Annotated in this window: 14 protein-coding genes and 1 pseudogene; 11 read left to right on the forward strand and 4 right to left on the reverse strand. The window is 36.7% G+C overall.

All coding sequences use genetic code 11. From position 1 onward, the window contains the following. Nucleotides 1-65: 65 nt before the first annotated feature. From BN986_RS21075 to BN986_RS21110, 8 genes and pseudogenes are all read left to right on the forward strand, one after another. On the forward strand, nucleotides 66-815 hold the full coding sequence (locus BN986_RS21075) for an IclR family transcriptional regulator (RefSeq protein WP_040983916.1): 750 nt from the start codon (nucleotides 66-68) through the stop codon (nucleotides 813-815). Nucleotides 816-828: 13 nt separating this feature from the next. Beyond that, nucleotides 829-1,782, forward strand: coding sequence for a sugar kinase (locus BN986_RS21080; RefSeq protein ID WP_040983918.1), 954 nt, complete (start codon nucleotides 829-831; stop codon nucleotides 1,780-1,782). Nucleotides 1,783-1,794: 12 nt separating this feature from the next. Continuing rightward, nucleotides 1,795-2,424 carry a bifunctional 4-hydroxy-2-oxoglutarate aldolase/2-dehydro-3-deoxy-phosphogluconate aldolase gene (locus BN986_RS21085; protein WP_040983920.1) on the forward strand — a complete coding sequence of 210 codons (630 nt, stop codon included), beginning with the start codon at nucleotides 1,795-1,797 and terminating at the stop codon, nucleotides 2,422-2,424. Nucleotides 2,425-2,473: 49 nt separating this feature from the next. Next, on the forward strand, nucleotides 2,474-3,622 hold the full coding sequence (gene dgoD, locus BN986_RS21090) for a galactonate dehydratase (RefSeq protein ID WP_040983922.1): 1,149 nt from the start codon (nucleotides 2,474-2,476) through the stop codon (nucleotides 3,620-3,622). A gap of 27 nt (nucleotides 3,623-3,649) precedes the next feature. Further along, nucleotides 3,650-5,008, forward strand: a complete 1,359-nt coding sequence (locus BN986_RS21095; RefSeq protein ID WP_040983924.1) for a GntP family permease — start codon at nucleotides 3,650-3,652, stop codon at nucleotides 5,006-5,008. A 179-nt stretch (nucleotides 5,009-5,187) separates the two neighbouring features. Continuing rightward, complete coding sequence (locus BN986_RS21100; protein WP_040983926.1) at nucleotides 5,188-6,105, forward strand: phosphotransferase; 918 nt, start codon at nucleotides 5,188-5,190, stop codon at nucleotides 6,103-6,105. 58 nt (nucleotides 6,106-6,163) lie between these two features. After that, a pseudogene (locus tag BN986_RS21105) lies at nucleotides 6,164-6,567 on the forward strand (cytidine deaminase). 121 nt (nucleotides 6,568-6,688) lie between these two features. Beyond that, a complete protein-coding gene (locus BN986_RS21110; protein ID WP_040983929.1) occupies nucleotides 6,689-7,435 on the forward strand; it encodes a hypothetical protein in 747 nt (248 codons plus the stop codon). 197 nt (nucleotides 7,436-7,632) lie between these two features. On the opposite strand, the gene BN986_RS21115 is transcribed toward BN986_RS21110, so the two are convergent. Then, nucleotides 7,633-8,826 (reverse strand): MFS transporter, encoded by a 1,194-nt coding sequence (locus BN986_RS21115; protein WP_081922293.1) that lies wholly within the window; start codon nucleotides 8,824-8,826, stop codon nucleotides 7,633-7,635. A gap of 242 nt (nucleotides 8,827-9,068) precedes the next feature. Between BN986_RS21115 and BN986_RS21120 the strand changes: the two genes are divergently transcribed. Beyond that, nucleotides 9,069-9,986: a VOC family protein gene (locus tag BN986_RS21120; RefSeq protein WP_040983931.1), complete on the forward strand. Its 918-nt coding sequence runs from the start codon at nucleotides 9,069-9,071 to the stop codon at nucleotides 9,984-9,986. Between the two features lie 4 nt (nucleotides 9,987-9,990). Further along, nucleotides 9,991-10,413, forward strand: coding sequence for a DUF1801 domain-containing protein (locus tag BN986_RS21125; protein WP_040983933.1), 423 nt, complete (start codon nucleotides 9,991-9,993; stop codon nucleotides 10,411-10,413). Between the two features lie 303 nt (nucleotides 10,414-10,716). On the opposite strand, the gene BN986_RS21130 is transcribed toward BN986_RS21125, so the two are convergent. From BN986_RS21130 to BN986_RS21140, 3 genes are all read right to left on the reverse strand, one after another. Continuing rightward, nucleotides 10,717-12,060, reverse strand: coding sequence for a sodium/glutamate symporter (locus BN986_RS21130; RefSeq protein ID WP_040983934.1), 1,344 nt, complete (start codon nucleotides 12,058-12,060; stop codon nucleotides 10,717-10,719). A 72-nt stretch (nucleotides 12,061-12,132) separates the two neighbouring features. Then, a complete protein-coding gene (locus BN986_RS21135) occupies nucleotides 12,133-13,464 on the reverse strand; it encodes an MmgE/PrpD family protein (RefSeq protein ID WP_040983936.1) in 1,332 nt (443 codons plus the stop codon). 449 nt (nucleotides 13,465-13,913) lie between these two features. Beyond that, a complete protein-coding gene (locus BN986_RS21140; RefSeq protein WP_040983938.1) occupies nucleotides 13,914-14,966 on the reverse strand; it encodes an ornithine cyclodeaminase family protein in 1,053 nt (350 codons plus the stop codon). Between the two features lie 337 nt (nucleotides 14,967-15,303). On the opposite strand from BN986_RS21140, the gene BN986_RS21145 reads away from it, so the two are divergent. Further along, the gene (locus BN986_RS21145) at nucleotides 15,304-16,158 is read left to right on the forward strand and encodes a MurR/RpiR family transcriptional regulator (RefSeq protein WP_040983940.1); all 855 of its coding nucleotides are present in this window, start codon (nucleotides 15,304-15,306) and stop codon (nucleotides 16,156-16,158) included. Nucleotides 16,159-16,234: the final 76 nt, after the last annotated feature.

Consider the following 16,234-nt stretch of genomic DNA (forward strand, 5'->3'; position numbering starts at 1 on the left):
TTAAAGTTTAATTATTAAAATCATATACAAGATGTTAAATCACATATGTGATAGGAGGTGTATGTATGTCAGTGAAATCTGCGGAACGTGTTTTACGGATTTTTGAATTACTAAGTGCAAATATGGATGGAATGACAATTAAAGAAATTAGTGAAACATTGCAGTTACCACAAAGCAGTACATCTGGATTAATCAAAACATTACTCTGTGAAAATTATTTATCTGTTAATCAGCAAAATCGCTTTATTTTAGGACCAAAACTTATTCCGATTGGTAATGCAGCAATGGAATCGTTGGATATATCTTCTTTGGGATATCCGTCTTTAAAAGAATTGATGGAATTAGTGGAAGAAACGGTATTTATGGCGGTATTAGCAGATAAAGAATTGGTCTATGTTGCTAAGATTGATAGTAACCGTTCGATCAGAACTTCTGCTTATCTAGGCGGTCAGAAGCCACTATATTGCACTGGACTTGGAAAGGTTTATCTTGCATTTATGGATGAAGCGGATCGGACTGACTATTTAAATACTATTGAATTGAAGTCGATTACCAAGCAGACCATTACAGATAAAGAAGAACTAAAGAAAAAACTTCAAGAATATAGGCAGCAAGGGTATTCCATTGATAATGAGGAGAATGAAGATGGTCTTTACTGTTTAGCAGCTCCGATATTTGATATGAAGGGTGATATCCAAGCAGCGGTTAGTGTGGCTGGACCTAAAGAAAGAATGCTGAGACAGAAAGCCACTATTATTAAACATTTAAAACAAAAAGCAAATGCTATTTCAGCAAAGCTGGGGTATGTGGAGTAAGGAAGGTATGTAAATGGATGTATTGAGTATTGGGGAAACAATGGTTTTGTTTTCTCCAAAGACCAGTGGACAACTACGATATGCAAATGATTTTTCTGCAAGAATTGCTGGTGCAGAAACGAACACGTTAATAGGATTAGCAAAGCTTGGATATCAGACAAGCTGGATTAGCCGAGTAGGGAATGATGAACTTGGTGCGAAAATTGTAAGCGCTGTAAGAGGAGAAGGAGTCGACACAACGCATGTAAAGCAGGATAAGGAAGCATCTACTGGACTTTTCCTGAAAGAAAAAACAAATGCGCAAACAAGCTCGATTTTTTATTACAGAAAAGATTCCGCTGCTAGTAAAATGACTCCCAAAGATATTGAAAATATAGATGTTTCAGATACAAAGTACCTCTATTTAACAGGGATTACTCCTGCTTTGAGCCAATCTTGTGAAGAAGCAATTTTTACACTTCTCCATAAAGCAAAGCAAAAAAAAGTAACCATTGTTTTTGATCCAAATATCAGGAAAAAATTGCTCGATAAAAATAGTGGAGCAGAACAAATTAGAAAAATAATTGGATTATCTGATATTGTGCTTCCAGGAAAGTCAGAAGGTGATTTTTTATTTGATACAACGGAAACAATAGAGATTAGCCAAAGATGTAGAGATCTCGGAGCTGGAACAGTTGTCGTCAAGCTGGGAGAAAAAGGGGCGTACTATGAAAATAAAGAAACAAGTGGATTTGTAGATGCTTATTCTGTTCCTTATGTTGTTGATCCAGTTGGAGCAGGGGATGGTTTTGCAGCGGGCCTGTTATCAGGGTTATTGGATGGATTAGCTTGGAAAGATGCTGTGAAACGGGCATGTGCTATGGGAGCTTTAGTAACGCAGGTTGATGGTGATATTGAGGGGTTACCGAGTAGAGAACAATTAAAAATATTTATGGAGTCAAACATGCAGGACGATGTAAATCGATAGGGAGGGATCTTTTTGAATACGCTTGAGGCAATTTATCATTATAAAATTATTGCAATTATTCGGGGAGCTAAGAAAGAAGATTTGTTACAAATTGGAGCAGCTCTAAAAGAAGGAGGTGTCCGTCTTATTGAGGTGACATTAAATTCTCCAGGTGCAATCGAAGGAATTAAACAGTTGAAGGAAGCGTTTGGAGAAGAAATGAAAGTTGGAGCTGGAACGGTTTTGGATCCAGAGTCTGCGAAAGCAGCCATGGATGCAGGTGCAGATTTTATTTTATCGCCAACAGTAAGTAAAGACACCATAAAAATAACAAAACGTTATGGAAAAGTAAGTATACCCGGGGCATTTACGCCAACAGAAATTTTGACAGCTTATGAAGAAGGTGCAGATTTAGTAAAAGTCTTTCCAGCGAGTATTGGAGCAGCTTATATAAAGGATATACGTGGACCTCTTTCCCATATTCCATTAGTTCCAACTGGAGGAGTGAATAAGGATAATATTATTGATTTTCAAAAGGCTGGAGCAGTAGCTTTTGGAATCGGAAGCTCTCTTGTAAATACAAAGGAAGAAGTGAATGAAACATATCTAGGGGAATTAACGAATAACGCACAAGCATTTATTGAGGCAGTTTCAACTAAATAGTTAACTTTCTTATGAGATAGATCTGAATAAAAAAGGATGGCAGGCATTTATGAAAATTACAAACTATGAATTATTTCAAGTACAACCAAGATGGTTATTTTTAAAAATAGAGACAGATGAAGGGATCACTGGCTGGGGAGAGCCAGTGATTGAAGGACGGGCCGCTACTGTAAAAGCTGCAGTTAAGGAACTCATGGAGTATTTAGTAGGGAAGGATCCGTTGCAGATTGAAGATCATTGGAATGTGATGTATCGTGGTGGATTTTACCGTGGAGGTCCTATATTAATGAGTGCTATTTCTGGTATTGATCAAGCACTTTGGGATATTAAAGGAAAATATTTGAATGTACCAATCCATCAGCTGCTTGGGGGCAGAGCAAGAAAATCTATTAAAGTGTACTCTTGGATTGGTGGAGATCGTCCATCTGATGTTGGGGCAGCTGCTAAAGAAGTGGTTGATAAAGGGTTTACGGCTATTAAAATGAACGGTACAGATGAACTACAATACATCGACTCTTATGAAAAAATAGATCGTGTATTAGCTAATGTATCAGCCATTCGTGATGCAGTCGGTCCTTATATAGGAATAGGAATTGATTTTCATGGACGTGTCCATAAGCCAATGGCAAAGGTGTTAGCAAAAGAACTGGAACCATTCCGTCCGATGTTTATTGAAGAACCTGTTTTACCGGAAAATAATGAAGCGTTGCGTGATATTGCTAATCACACCGTCATTCCGATAGCTACGGGAGAAAGAATGTATTCGAAATGGGATTTTAAAAATCTATTAAAAGATGGGTATGCAGACATTATCCAGCCGGATTTATCCCATGCCGGCGGAATTACAGAAAATAAAAAAATCTTATCGATGGCAGAAGCATTTGATGTAGCGGCTGCACCACATTGTCCCCTAGGACCCATTGCTTTAGCAGCTTGTTTACAAGTAGATGCAACATGTCATAATGCATTTATTCAGGAGCAAAGTCTGGGTATCCATTATAATCAGGGCTCTGACTTATTAGATTATTTAAAAGATGATAGCGTATTCAAGTACAAAGATGGATATGTTGATATTCCCGACCGCCCAGGTTTAGGAATTGAAATCAACGAGCAGTATGTGCGTGAGATGGCTGAACAAGGTCATAATTGGAAAAATCCAATTTGGCGTCATCAAGATAATAGTGTAGCTGAGTGGTAAAGGGTAGATACAAAAGGAGGGAAATAAATGTCTTCAATGGGTTTAATATTAATAACTATTTTAGGTATAGCGGTTCTACTATATTTAATTATGCATTCAAAAATGCAGGCATTTTTAGCTTTATTAATCGCTAGTATCCTCATCGGTCTTTTTACAGGGATGGAGCCAAGTTTCCTATTGGAAGTAATAGAAGATGGAATGGGAGGTACCCTAGGATTTATAGCAATTGTAGTTGGGCTTGGTGCAATGTTCGGAGAAGTACTTAGAGCATCTGGAGGTGCTGAGCGTTTAGCTTTTACACTTGTTGATAAGTTTGGAGAAAAACGTGCACAATGGGCGCTGGGTTTAACAGGATTTATTGTAGCTATTCCAGTATTTTTAGATGTTGCCCTTGTTATTCTGATTCCTATTCTTTATAGTTTGGCAATGCGTACAAAAAAGTCATTACTTTACTATGGAATTCCACTTTTGGCGGGTTTAGCAGTAGCTCATGCGTTTATCCCGCCTACACCTGGACCAATTGCAGTTGCATCAGTACTTGGCGTAGATTTAGGTTGGGTAATGTTATTCGGTATCATTGCTGGTATACCAGCAATGATTATAGCTGGACCGATATTCGGCCGTTATATTGGGAAAAGAATTCATGTCGATGTTCCTGAGCACATTCAAGAGGAAGAAGAAGCAAGAAAAAAGGATGGTGGGGAACGAAAAGCTCTTCCAAGCTTTGGTTTAATTTGCTTCCTTATTCTTTCGCCGTTAGTTTTAATTTTATTCAATACAGCAGGCGACGTCATATTAAATGATAGCATTTTCAAAGAAGTCATTACGTTTATTGGACACCCGTTTGTGGCTCTAATTATTGCAACACTTTTATCCATGTATTTCCTTGGTAAACGACGTGGTGTGACAAAAAATGAGATGCAATCCATGACAACAAAAGCACTGGAACCTGCAGGAATTGTTATTTTGATAACAGGAGCAGGCGGTGTTTTCAAAGAAGTGCTTATTGAAAGCGGTGTCGGTGATGTGATGGGAGAAATCATGGCTGCTTCCGGATTCCCGCTTGTATTGCTTGCGTTCCTTATTGCAACATTTGTCCGTGTTGCTCAGGGTTCAGCAACTGTAGCAATGATTACAGCAGCAGGATTAGTCTCACCTATCCTGGAAATGGCTAATCCGTCTCAACCAATGCTGGCATTGATTACGATCGCTATTGCATCTGGATCAACTGTTCTTTCCCATGTGAACGATTCCGGCTTCTGGCTTGTTAATCGTCTGTTCGCCATGTCAGAAAAAGATACGCTCAAGTCATGGACCGTGATGGAAACAATTATTGGGGGAGTAGGATTCCTGGTTGTGTTTATCATAAGCTTTTTCATTTCATAATTAGCAATGTAAATAAAAGTTTACCAACTTATAGAGTACTCTCCTTTTGTAATTCGGGAGAGTATTTTTATTTTATAGATTTTATTTCAAAATACAGATAATTCAAGTTATAATCGTTGTGTTAAATAGATTTTTAGTTTATTAAAATGAGAAGCTTATAAAAAGGGAAGTGAAAAAGGATGGATAGTATAGCTCTTTTAAAAGAATTTGGATTTTATGTAGCAGAGGAACAAAAAAGTATTTACCCATTTTCTCCAGTCTATAAGATTCAAAACTATATTATAAAAAGAACACAGTATCCTTTGGAAAGAGCATGGAACCTCGTCAGGTATAGTATGTATTTAAAAGAAAAAGGCGTTTCCGTAGTAACACCGGTAAATCTAAAAAGCAGTAATCCAAAACAAATAGATGATGCATGTTATATTTGTTATCCATTTATTAATGGAAGCAGCTATCAAGGAACAGAAGCTGAAATTATCCAGGCTGGAGAGCTTCTTGGGCGTATTCATGCACTTTCTTCTTTAGGAAATACTTTTGGTTTAAGCGAATATGATGTTTTTGATTTTTATCATCATGAAGTGGATGATCACATGAAGAAAATCAGTAATTTTGCCAGTATTTATCAAGCAGATATCAATATTCAAAAGCTTAAAGGTTTATTGCATACCGCGGTGGAAAATCAGGGGAAATTAAAAAACATGTCATTAAATTGGTTGGAAACACCACACGACTTTAAAGCAAATAACCTTGTATTTCAAAACAAACCGGTTCTTATTGACCCAGATAATGCTGTGTGGATTCCCCGCATATTTGATTTGGCATTGGTACTATTATTGTTTCATAATGAATTGTCTTCCGCTCCCAACCGTACTTTTACACCAATGGAATGGAAAGTATTTTTAGAAGGTTATTTGAAGCATCAAACATTGACAAATGGAGAAATAAAAGCTTGGGAGGAAGCTGTTTTACATGTATTCTTAGACGAAGTTATGTGGTTGATGGCTGAAGTGGAAGAGGATTGGGAAAGGCAAGACCAAAGAGATTTGTTTAACAGTGTGGTACAAACGTTATTTCATATAAAGGATTATCCTATTTAAATAAGAAGATATGTTGCAATATTGTAACCAAAAAATAAATAAAATGAGGAGAGGTAATGTGGATATAAAGAAGCAGTTGTACAAGGAAGCAGTGAAGTTAATAAAAAATAGATACCAACTGGATGGGGTGGTGCAGCCGCTATATATACCGAATCAGGACAGATATTAACGAGTGTGGCTCCTGAAGTGTTGAATCCTTCTACCGAATTATGTATGGAAACAGGTGCTATTTTAGAGGCTCATAAATTGAATACGAAAATAACTCACTCGATTTGTATAGGCAGAGAGGACGAAAATGCTGCATTCCTTATTTTAACACCATGTGGAGTTTGTCAGGAACGTCTGTTTTACTGGGGGGAAGATGTGAAAGCGGCTGTAACAAATATAGATAACGAATTGCAATTTAAAACGTTGAAAGAACTTCAGCCATATCATTGGTATAAAGCTTATGAAGAGGAATAAAATGCAAACTCACTCTGGTTATGAAGCATACTTCCCGGCCTTATATTAGTTTTTCAGCAGATAAATAAGGGTATAGGTAATAGAAGGAAGAGAAGACTTTTAGAGTGCAGGAGTGTGTAAGGTGACTTTAGGAGCGTTTATTGTTGGGATTATATTGATTACAATTCATTTATTAACAAACCAGATCCTGCCTTCTGATCGGATAAAAAGAGATCGTTGGTTGTCCTTGTCCGGAGGGATTGCAGCTGCATATATATTTGTCTATGTGCTCCCGGCTTTCCATGAAGAACAGGCAAGCTTGGAAGATACAGACGGATTGGCCATGGAATCAGAGCTATATTTCGTCGGATTAATTGGTATGCTGCTTTTTTTCGGTATTCAGAATTTAGTAAATCGTTCTTTGAATAGATCAGAGAATAAATCTGATGAAGCTGAGACAAAAGTTATAGAAAGACGCGTTTTTTGGGTGCAAATTTTCTTTTTCAGCATTTATAATATGTTAATTTCATTTGTTGTTATTCAATCTCAGGTACAAGGAGTTCAGGTTGCTTTTTATTCTTCAGCTATCGGACTTCACTTTTTTGCAGTAGCTCATGATATGTGGAGAGAAAATTCAGAAATGTACAATAAGTATGGGCGGTATGTGTTAGCAGCAGGGATAGTTGTTGGATGGCTGGTTGGCTCATTTGTAACATTTGATACACTTATTCTCGCTATTATTTTCTCTTTTATTTCAGGTGCGATGATTTTAAACGTTATAAAATATGAAATGCCGGCGGAAAGAGAAGCGCACTTTAAATGGTTTTTAACAGGAGCAATAGGATATTCACTTATTGTTTTGATGTTAAAATTCTTTTTTGATTGGTAATAAGTTTTATCTACGTTTCTTTGTGAAAAAAGACGATCTATGGAATCGTCTTTTTTCACGTAAAGAAAGTATTTACATGTTAAAGAATAAAGTTAAGTGCAACAGTTTTTATGGGGGAAACAAATACAAAAACTTTTTGATGAGGCGAGTAAACACATCTTAGTTCAAAGTATTTGCTTAAAGGATTATTATATTTATCAATCATAAGCATTCTCAGAAGCTCTAAATAAAGACTTGTCCTCTATTTTATGCGTAACAAACATAAGAATCACTCCAAAGAAAATCATACCGCCAGCAACAAAAGTAATTTCTCTGAATGAAAAATGGTTGGTCAATAAGAGACTTCCTAAAGTTGCACCAATGGAGTTTGCTAAGTTAAACACGGACGCAGCAATCGTGCCGGACAAAGCAGGTGCCTCGGTAGCTGCCAGAATAATCTTTGCATTTAATATTGGTGTTGTTCCAAAGGTACCAGCGCCAAATAAGAAGCAAGCAACATAAGTGAAGAATGGGTTTGCGAGTAAGAAAGTAAAGCTGAGCAGTACAGTGCCTAAAATAGCCATAGCTACAATTAAGCGTTCTGTCAGCACCTCAGGTTGAATACTTCCGGAAACAAAATTCCCTATCACAGCACCAAGCCCAAATAAAAATAATCCAATCGTGATACTTGTTACATCAAAGCCTGCAATTTCTCTTAACATCGGCTCTGTGAACGTATAGGCGGTAAATACGCCGGAAAAACCGAAGACAATAACGGCAATTAGCATCCAGACATTCTTATTTTTTAATATAGCCATTTCATTTTTTAATTTAGGAATTTCTTTTTGTTTAATATCTGGTGTGACGATCAAGAGACCAATTAAATTGATAAGTCCCATCAATGCGATAAACCAGAATACGAGTCTCCAATCAAGCATGCCGCCGATATAGGAACCAAAAGGTACGCCCAGCATAATAGCGATCGTAAGTCCTCCCTGGACAGCAGCGATGGCGCTTGTGCGTTTATGGGGCGGTGAAATGTCAACCGCCATACTCATACACAGTCCAAAAAATGGAGCATGCATCGTTGCAGAAAGTAATCTGGAGAGAAGCAGAATTTCAAAGTTTGGTGCAGTAGCTGCAATAATATTACTTATTATAAAAATGGCCATTAGTGCGATTAATAATGGTTTTGGTGAAAATTTTACGGTTAATGTTCGAAGCACCGGTCCACAAATAGCAACACTGATCGCATAAACGCTGAGCAATAACCCTGTTGTTGACACGGCTACGTCTAAATCAGCAGCAAATTGGGTTAATAAACCAGTAACTGCATATTCTGTCATGCCAATCGCAAATGTGCCAATCATAAATATAGTTAAAATCGTAGTGCGAGAGAATTTCATTGTCATTTTCAACGCTCCCTTTTTTCGTTTTTTCGCGAAACATTGTTCCTATATTAGAGGATGCGAGACCTGTTGTCTAGGCATCTGTTTAATAAAAATAAAGAAATAATTTTCAGATTAATGGAAACGTATAGCATTGGAGAATATAAAGATACAAGATATACAAAAAGCAAATTAAAAGAAACAGATGAGATATTAAAATGGTATAGTAAAAGTATCTTGATACTTTTAAGAAGGAGGAAAATATAATGACATCAAACTCCAAAAATATCGTGCCGCATCTCTGGTTTGACAAGGAAGCAAAAGAAGCTGCCGCATTTTACACGTCTGTTTTCCCGGATTCTCAGGTTTGCAGTGAAATTGTTGTGAAGGATACACCATCAGGGGATTGTGATTTGGTTTCTTTTGACTTATGGGGGCAACGTTTTATGTCTATCAGTGCCGGCCCATATTTTTCATTTAATCCGTCGATTTCTTTTATGGTTAATTTTGATCCTGCAAGAGATGAGCATGCATCCAAACGGATAGAAGAGGTTTGGGAGAAGCTGTCGGATGGCGGCCAGGTATTGATGCCGTTTGATGCGTATCCTTTCAGCGAAAAATACGGCTGGATTCAAGATAAATATGGAGTCTCCTGGCAGCTTATTCTGACCAATCCAGAAGGGGAGGAAAGGCCGCCGATATTGCCATCAATGATGTTTACTGGAGAGAATGCAGGTAAAGCAGAAGAAGCGGTGCAATGTTATTTATCCATTTTTAAAGACAGTAAAGAAGGCGTATCGGCTAAGTATCCTGCCGGCATGGAACCAAACCAGGAAGGAACTGTCATGTTTTCTGATTTTATGCTTGAGAATGTCTGGCTGACAGCAATGGATAGTGCATTGGAGCATGGTTTTCAATTTAATGAAGCAGTCTCCCTGCTTGTGAACTGTGATACACAGGAAGAAATCGATTATTATTTTGAACAACTATCAGCAGTTCCGGAAGCAGAACAGTGCGGATGGCTTAAGGACAAGTATGGAGTGTCCTGGCAAATTGTCCCGAAAGATCTGGATGAAATGATGAGCGAGCATGCAACACAGGAACAAATTGACAGAGTGAATCAGGCGATGATGCCAATGAAAAAATTAGATATGAAGACATTGCGAAAGGCATATGAGGGGTGAAGAGATGTATCAGTTAAAAACGAAAGAAACAGATAATAGTGTAATTGAATTTATTGAGCAAGTCGAGCAGCCTAAAAAGCGGGAAGATGCATACCGCCTGCTGGATATATTTACAGAAACAACTGGCTTTGAAGCAGCTATGTGGGGGCCGAGTATTATCGGCTTTGGCAAGTATCATTATAAATATGACTCGGGTCATGAGGGAGATGCGCCATTAGTGGGCTTTTCTCCCCGAAAAGCGAAAATCAGTCTTTATTTTGCGACGGGGGATACCGAGCGCGAACACTTACTAGCGAAATTCGGCAAGCATACAACGGGTAAGGCCTGTGTGTATATTAATAAAGTAGCAGATATTGATGAAGAGGTATTGAAAGAATTGATTAAGCAGTCTGTACGGTTTTTACAGGAGAAATATCCAAACGAGTAAGTATCCGTAAGATTGAAACCAGAAGGGTAAGATAAGCTATCATTGTCAACTTTAGAATAGCAAAGAAATTGTTAAATTTCACATTCATTCCATGGATAAAGTACCTTATCAAAAAGAGCAATAGGAGAAACATAAGATCACGCATGTTGCTGTTATAAAGGGAGCAGAGAAATTGGTTATCTAACCTTTTTCTCTGCTCCCTTAAATCGGTACCATTTGTTTGGAGAACTCACAAAATTATCAAATTTACAAATCAGTGATGTAACTCTTCTTTTGAAGTTAGGAGCATTGGCTTTTTAGATATTATCCTGTTCCATCATCTCTGAATTTAATCCATTTTTTATAATAGGAAAAAATGAATATAATGAAACAAGCACCAATCGTAATGACCGTAAAAAGCCAATGTTGACCATTCAAGATAAATAAAGGTGCAAACGTAATAAGCATGATTTCTACAGGGGCGATAGGAATATATGCCAGACCGAATTCATCCAAAGTTTTACTTTCCAATTTAGGATCTACCGTTCTTAATAATGCAATTCCCATTGCTACAGCACCTGTAATCCATCCGAAAGTAAAGATCCCTTTTTCAAACCAATTTTCTTGAAAATAATATTTTGACACTACTTTATAGAAGAAATAGTTAAAGAGTATTCCAAAGATAAGTAAAATAGTAAATGGTACTACATTGTCAGCAACTACTGTAAGATTGATAGATGCAATACCAAATGCGACAAGAAAGTCGGTAGCACTTCCGCCTATTTTGGACATCACGCTTTTATCAATGTAATCATCTGCTTTCGCAACCTGCATCAGTTGTCTTATCATTAGTCCTACTAAAAAAGAGAGTGCAAATGCAGGAATGACTAGGTTAGGATATAAAGATTCGCCCAATTGACTTAAATAATATCCAATTGTTGTAGCGAAAGCAACCAATCCTAAATGGAAACTCAAAGACTCGATAGAAATACTGGAGACTGTATCAGTTCCCATAGAATGACGTTTACCTTTAGGGATAAGTCCTGTTTTTAATTCTTCAGAGAGTCGATCGAAACTGCTGATATAATTTGCATAACCTTTGTTGGTACCGGATTTGATTAATGCTAGACCTACAGCAATAGATAGTATTGCTCCTATCGTTGCTGAGGTCATAGCCAGAGCGGTGGCTTCCTCCCAACCTTGCTGAGCAAATGCATCTCCTAAAGCAGCTGCGGTTCCATGTCCTCCTACGAAACCAGCGGCGAATAATAAGCCGAATCCGTTATGCACATCGAATGTTGGCACAAGTAAAATAAGGGCGAAAAGCAGTCCACCTCCCCAAGCTAGGAGCATGATAATCTGGGAATAAGACCATAATGAACCTACTTTCCCCATGATTTCCGACCATTTAAAATTTTGGGTAGATAAAGGAAGTGCTCCTAATACGACTGCAATCAGAATACCTGGATAATCACCAATAAAATCTGAAAATGGAATAATACCGAATCCATTGGGGCCAAAAATCAAACCTAAGATCCCCGCCAGTATACTTGCTGGCATGAAGGAACGCTGCAATAATCTTATTTTTGCTCTTAATACCACTGATAACACTAGTAGTAAAGATATTAAACCGATATCCGTCACAATATTCCATACACTGAATTCCATTTTATGCCTCCCTCTTCACTTTATATATACGAACATTATTGAAAAAATATATAGATTTCATATAATAATGTGTTATTTTAAAAGACTGGTCAATTCTTTTAAATTGGTTATACGCTCTAAATTAATGATTTTTTTAACGATTTCTTCTCTATGCGTATAATCAATAAAATTTTTGGAACATAAATGAAACTTATTGATTAAGTCATCCCATGACAGTGGATTTTCAGGATCTCCTTTAATCAATTTCACTTCCTTGGTAAACACGCTTTTATTCTTCATTTTAATCTTTACTCGAGCAGGTCTCTTGCTTGGAAACTCTTTTTCCATATCCTCGACGGGGATCATACGTATCTTTTTTGCTAGGTTGTATATACTATCATTTTTTAAATGCTTTTCAGATATATGAGAAGGTTCAACTGCACCGTAATAAAGAGCAGTAGCAACAAGAAATGGAATACTATACTGTGCTGCTTCTGTCGTTTCTGGTTTAATATGATTAAGTGTTGTAGCCTTTTGAAATGTTTCAATAATGATTTCATCGATTTCTTTTAAATCAGGGTTAGATTCTTCCATAATTTGAAGCACTGCGGTTATTGGTGAGTGCGCCCATTTGCAAGCAGGATATTGTTTAAAATAAGTATTTCTAATTTCATATTTTTCTCCCAATGTTTCGAAGGTTTTTTCTATATCACAGTTGTATAAATGTTTATCTATTAAAATGTTATCGGGCCCTGTGAACCCATGTTCAGCTAATGATACCCCCATAAATGCTGTCACAGCACCCCAACCGACACTTTCTTTTGTCATCGAACCAGCGGCAATGGATTTTCCACATTGTGCTGTCGGCCCGTAAACTTCACCGATTGTTAATGCATTTTCTAATGTTTTTCCTGTTAAACTTTTCATTTTCGCTAAACCAGATGCGGAACCAAACAGCGCCCAGCCGCCAGAACCATAAAACAGTTGTCCGTGATTGGAATTCATAACAATGCCACAACGAATCCCGACTTCATATCCTGTAACAATAGCTGTAATGAAGTCTTTTCCTGTACTATTTTTAGATAATTCACCTGCAGCTAATACTGGTGGAATAACCATACAACCAGGATGACCAACTGGTTCCCGATGTCCATCATCTATATCCATACAACTGGCCAAAGTTGCATTAATAAATGTTGCTGCAAATGGAGAAACTGTTTTTTCAGTCCCCATTATGGAACAGTGTTCTTTGCCTCCTAGCCAATCAGCAGATTGAAAAGCAATATCAGAAGATTTACATTGGTATCCAGCGTAGGCTGAAGCTAAGAAATCTAATAAACTTTTTTTTGCCTTTGTAATGACTTCTGGTGATAAACGTTCATAGTTTTCATTCTCAATATAAGGTAGAACTTTTGATAATGGCATTATTTACCTCCGTTCGATTTATTTGCTTAATTCTTGTATAAAAGGGTGTTTGGGAGTAACTTAGTTTATCATGGAGAATCATTTGTAAAACGCCTTTCTCAAAATAAAGCATGAAATAAAAATATTCGGGAGGGAGATAACGGACGCTAACTCCCTGAATCACTTAAGGCCAACTCAGCGGGAAAAAATCCCTGCCGGGTAAAGTTTCGTATTGTAGCCCATAAAGCATAAAGCGAGGCTACCATGAGAGAGGGCATTCTATGCTGGAGAGGGCAAGATTTATCGAGGTGCAGGCGTCCATTATCCCTCATTTCGGTATATTTGGTATTTACCCGATATGGGTCTTACGGACGTTTGCACCTAGATAAAATTTATTAAATTTGTTTATCTATAAATGATTTGTATATTTTTTCATAATTGTGATTTAAAGGTAAAATTAATAACTAGATTTAAAACATCGCAGGCTCGGACCATAATTTTACTTCCGTACCAAGTTCTTTTTCTATTGCATTTTTATAAATTCTATAGCTATTAGCTGTATCTGTTGCACAGATTCCAAGTGTAACAAAGAAAACGGAATCATCTTCACTCTCCCTGCAAACTTGTTTGTTCGTTATTACCTGTCCTAATTCAACAATATCCTCTGATTTTAAGCGACCTGATTTAGTTAATTCAGAAAGTGGATACTTATCATCCTTCAAGCGTAATTTATAATCCATGCAGTATTTATTAAAACCTTCCAGAATTGCTTCATCCTTATGATCCCACATAGAGACGCCAGAGTGGAATGATCCTTTTTTAATCCATTCTTTAGGAATATATTCATTGTCAAGATTAACATTCGTTGCTGTGTATACAATATCTGATGGAGCCACAGCTTGCTCGATATCATCACAAATTTCAAAATTGCAACCAAGGTGAGCCCATTTGGAAGCAAACTGTTCAGCTTTATCTTTATTAATATCATAAAGTCTCACGGTTTTAATATTTTTCATCACTTTGCTTGTTGCCTCGATGTGAGCATTCTGGATCACACCGCATCCAACAAGTCCGACAGATTCTGAATCAGAGCGTGCACAGTATTTTGCCCCCAGAGCACTTGAGGCACCAGTTCTGAGTGCGCTTACAATTGTGTCATCCATGACTGCAAATGGATATCCAGTATCTTCATGATATAAAATGATTATTCCATTTGAACGGGGTGTCTGATAATTTACCGGATTCATTGGATTGCTTGGGATTCCTTTAACCGCCGCAACTTTCATTTCTTCAGAGCGTATCAGCGAAGCATGTACTCCGATACGTTTTCCAGAATAATTTCCTTCTTCCCATAGCAAATGTAGAAGTTCTGGTTCCACAACTTTTTCTTGAGCTAACCAAAGATTAACTTTTTCTACATATTCTAAAATCATATCCATGTTTTTAGCCCCAGCCTCAATACATTCTTCCTGAGATAACCAACGTACGTTTACTTCCTGATTAGTCGCTGTTTCTGAATTCAATTTAAAACGCCTCCTGTTTTGTTTGAATTATTTCTAGATATAGAATAATATAAAAATAGATTAAAGTAAACCATTTTTTAAAAAAATGAATAAAAATAATCCTTTTATGCTTTTTTTCAAATATGATATACTTTTTATAAAGGAAATTTGGTTCTGTTTAATCTGGTTGATTTATGTCATATCATTCCTTTTTAAAGTAGTATATGAATAATCTAATTCAACCATTTGATATATTGTTATAATTGAAAAAAAGGCTATGAAATCAAGTATTATGCAAAATCTAATTCGTTTTGTGGTCTTGCAAATTTACTCCAAATGAAAATAGAAGGGTGATACAATGGAGGATAAACAGCAGGAAGTATTGAAGAGTATCTTAAATATTAAAGAAGATTTGCCGAAAAAACAGAAGCAATTATGTGATTACATGGTCGAAAACTTTGAGTCACTTGAAATGTATACTTTATCTGAACTATCGCAAAAAGCGAACGTAGGCGTTTCCACAATTATGCGGGTTATAAAGGAAATAGGATTTGAGAGTTATAAGGAATTAAGAAAGCAAATTCATGAAGAAGTAACTAGCTCACGGACAACTTGGTGGCATATGCAGAAATCATTTGAGAATATTAAAGAAAGTCATGTCCTAACAGATGTGTGGAAAGAGGTTAATGATTTAGTGGAGCAGACAATTACCAAGGCAATTATGAGCGAATTTGATCGCGCGGTAAAGTTAATGCTTCAGTCTAGAAATATAAGTATACTTGGTCTTCGTTCTTCGAAGGCATCAGCAATTTATTTTGGACACTTGTTAGAAGAATTTTATCCTAATATTATACAGCTTAGTCATGAAAGTGATCTGATTTATGATAGAGTATTTCGTCTCACTGAGAATGATTTACTTGTACTTGTTAATAATGCTCCCTATACTAAATTAAGCGTGGAAATTGCAAAATTTTGTTATGATCGTCAAATTCCAGTAATTCTCATTACAGACAATCTATCTGGGCCAGCTTCATCTTATAGCTCTATTGTTCTTCATACTAGAGGCAGTGAAAAGCAATATTCTATTATTCCAACGATAGCTATTTTAGAATCACTTGTGATTGAATTTGGGCGTGAGAAATCAGATACTTCCATTTCACAGTTAGAAGAGTTAGGTAATATTTTGAGTAAACGAAATATTCACTATTATTGAATGATACATGATAAAAAAATTTATAGAAACAACATTATAATTGGGAGAATATCATAAAGATGATAATGTTATTTTT

This window comes from Oceanobacillus jeddahensis (assembly GCF_000750635.1).
In the GTDB taxonomy this organism is placed as follows: Bacteria; Bacillota; Bacilli; order Bacillales; family Amphibacillaceae; genus Oceanobacillus; species Oceanobacillus jeddahense.

Bases quoted from the DNA above. Each gene is read 5' to 3' on its own strand.
- BN986_RS21075 (WP_040983916.1), top strand. From the start codon at position 66: ATGTCAGTGAAATCTGCGGAACGTGTTTTACGGATTTTTGAATTACTA.
- BN986_RS21080 (WP_040983918.1), top strand. From the start codon at position 829: ATGGATGTATTGAGTATTGGGGAAACAATGGTTTTGTTTTCTCCAAAG.
- dgoD (WP_040983922.1), top strand. From the start codon at position 2,474: ATGAAAATTACAAACTATGAATTATTTCAAGTACAACCAAGATGGTTA.
- BN986_RS21095 (WP_040983924.1), top strand. From the start codon at position 3,650: ATGTCTTCAATGGGTTTAATATTAATAACTATTTTAGGTATAGCGGTT.
- BN986_RS21100 (WP_040983926.1), top strand. From the start codon at position 5,188: ATGGATAGTATAGCTCTTTTAAAAGAATTTGGATTTTATGTAGCAGAG.
- BN986_RS21115 (WP_081922293.1), bottom strand. From the start codon at position 8,826: ATGACAATGAAATTCTCTCGCACTACGATTTTAACTATATTTATGATT.
- BN986_RS21120 (WP_040983931.1), top strand. From the start codon at position 9,069: ATGACATCAAACTCCAAAAATATCGTGCCGCATCTCTGGTTTGACAAG.
- BN986_RS21125 (WP_040983933.1), top strand. From the start codon at position 9,991: ATGTATCAGTTAAAAACGAAAGAAACAGATAATAGTGTAATTGAATTT.
- BN986_RS21130 (WP_040983934.1), bottom strand. From the start codon at position 12,060: ATGGAATTCAGTGTATGGAATATTGTGACGGATATCGGTTTAATATCT.
- BN986_RS21135 (WP_040983936.1), bottom strand. From the start codon at position 13,464: ATGCCATTATCAAAAGTTCTACCTTATATTGAGAATGAAAACTATGAA.
- BN986_RS21145 (WP_040983940.1), top strand. From the start codon at position 15,304: ATGGAGGATAAACAGCAGGAAGTATTGAAGAGTATCTTAAATATTAAA.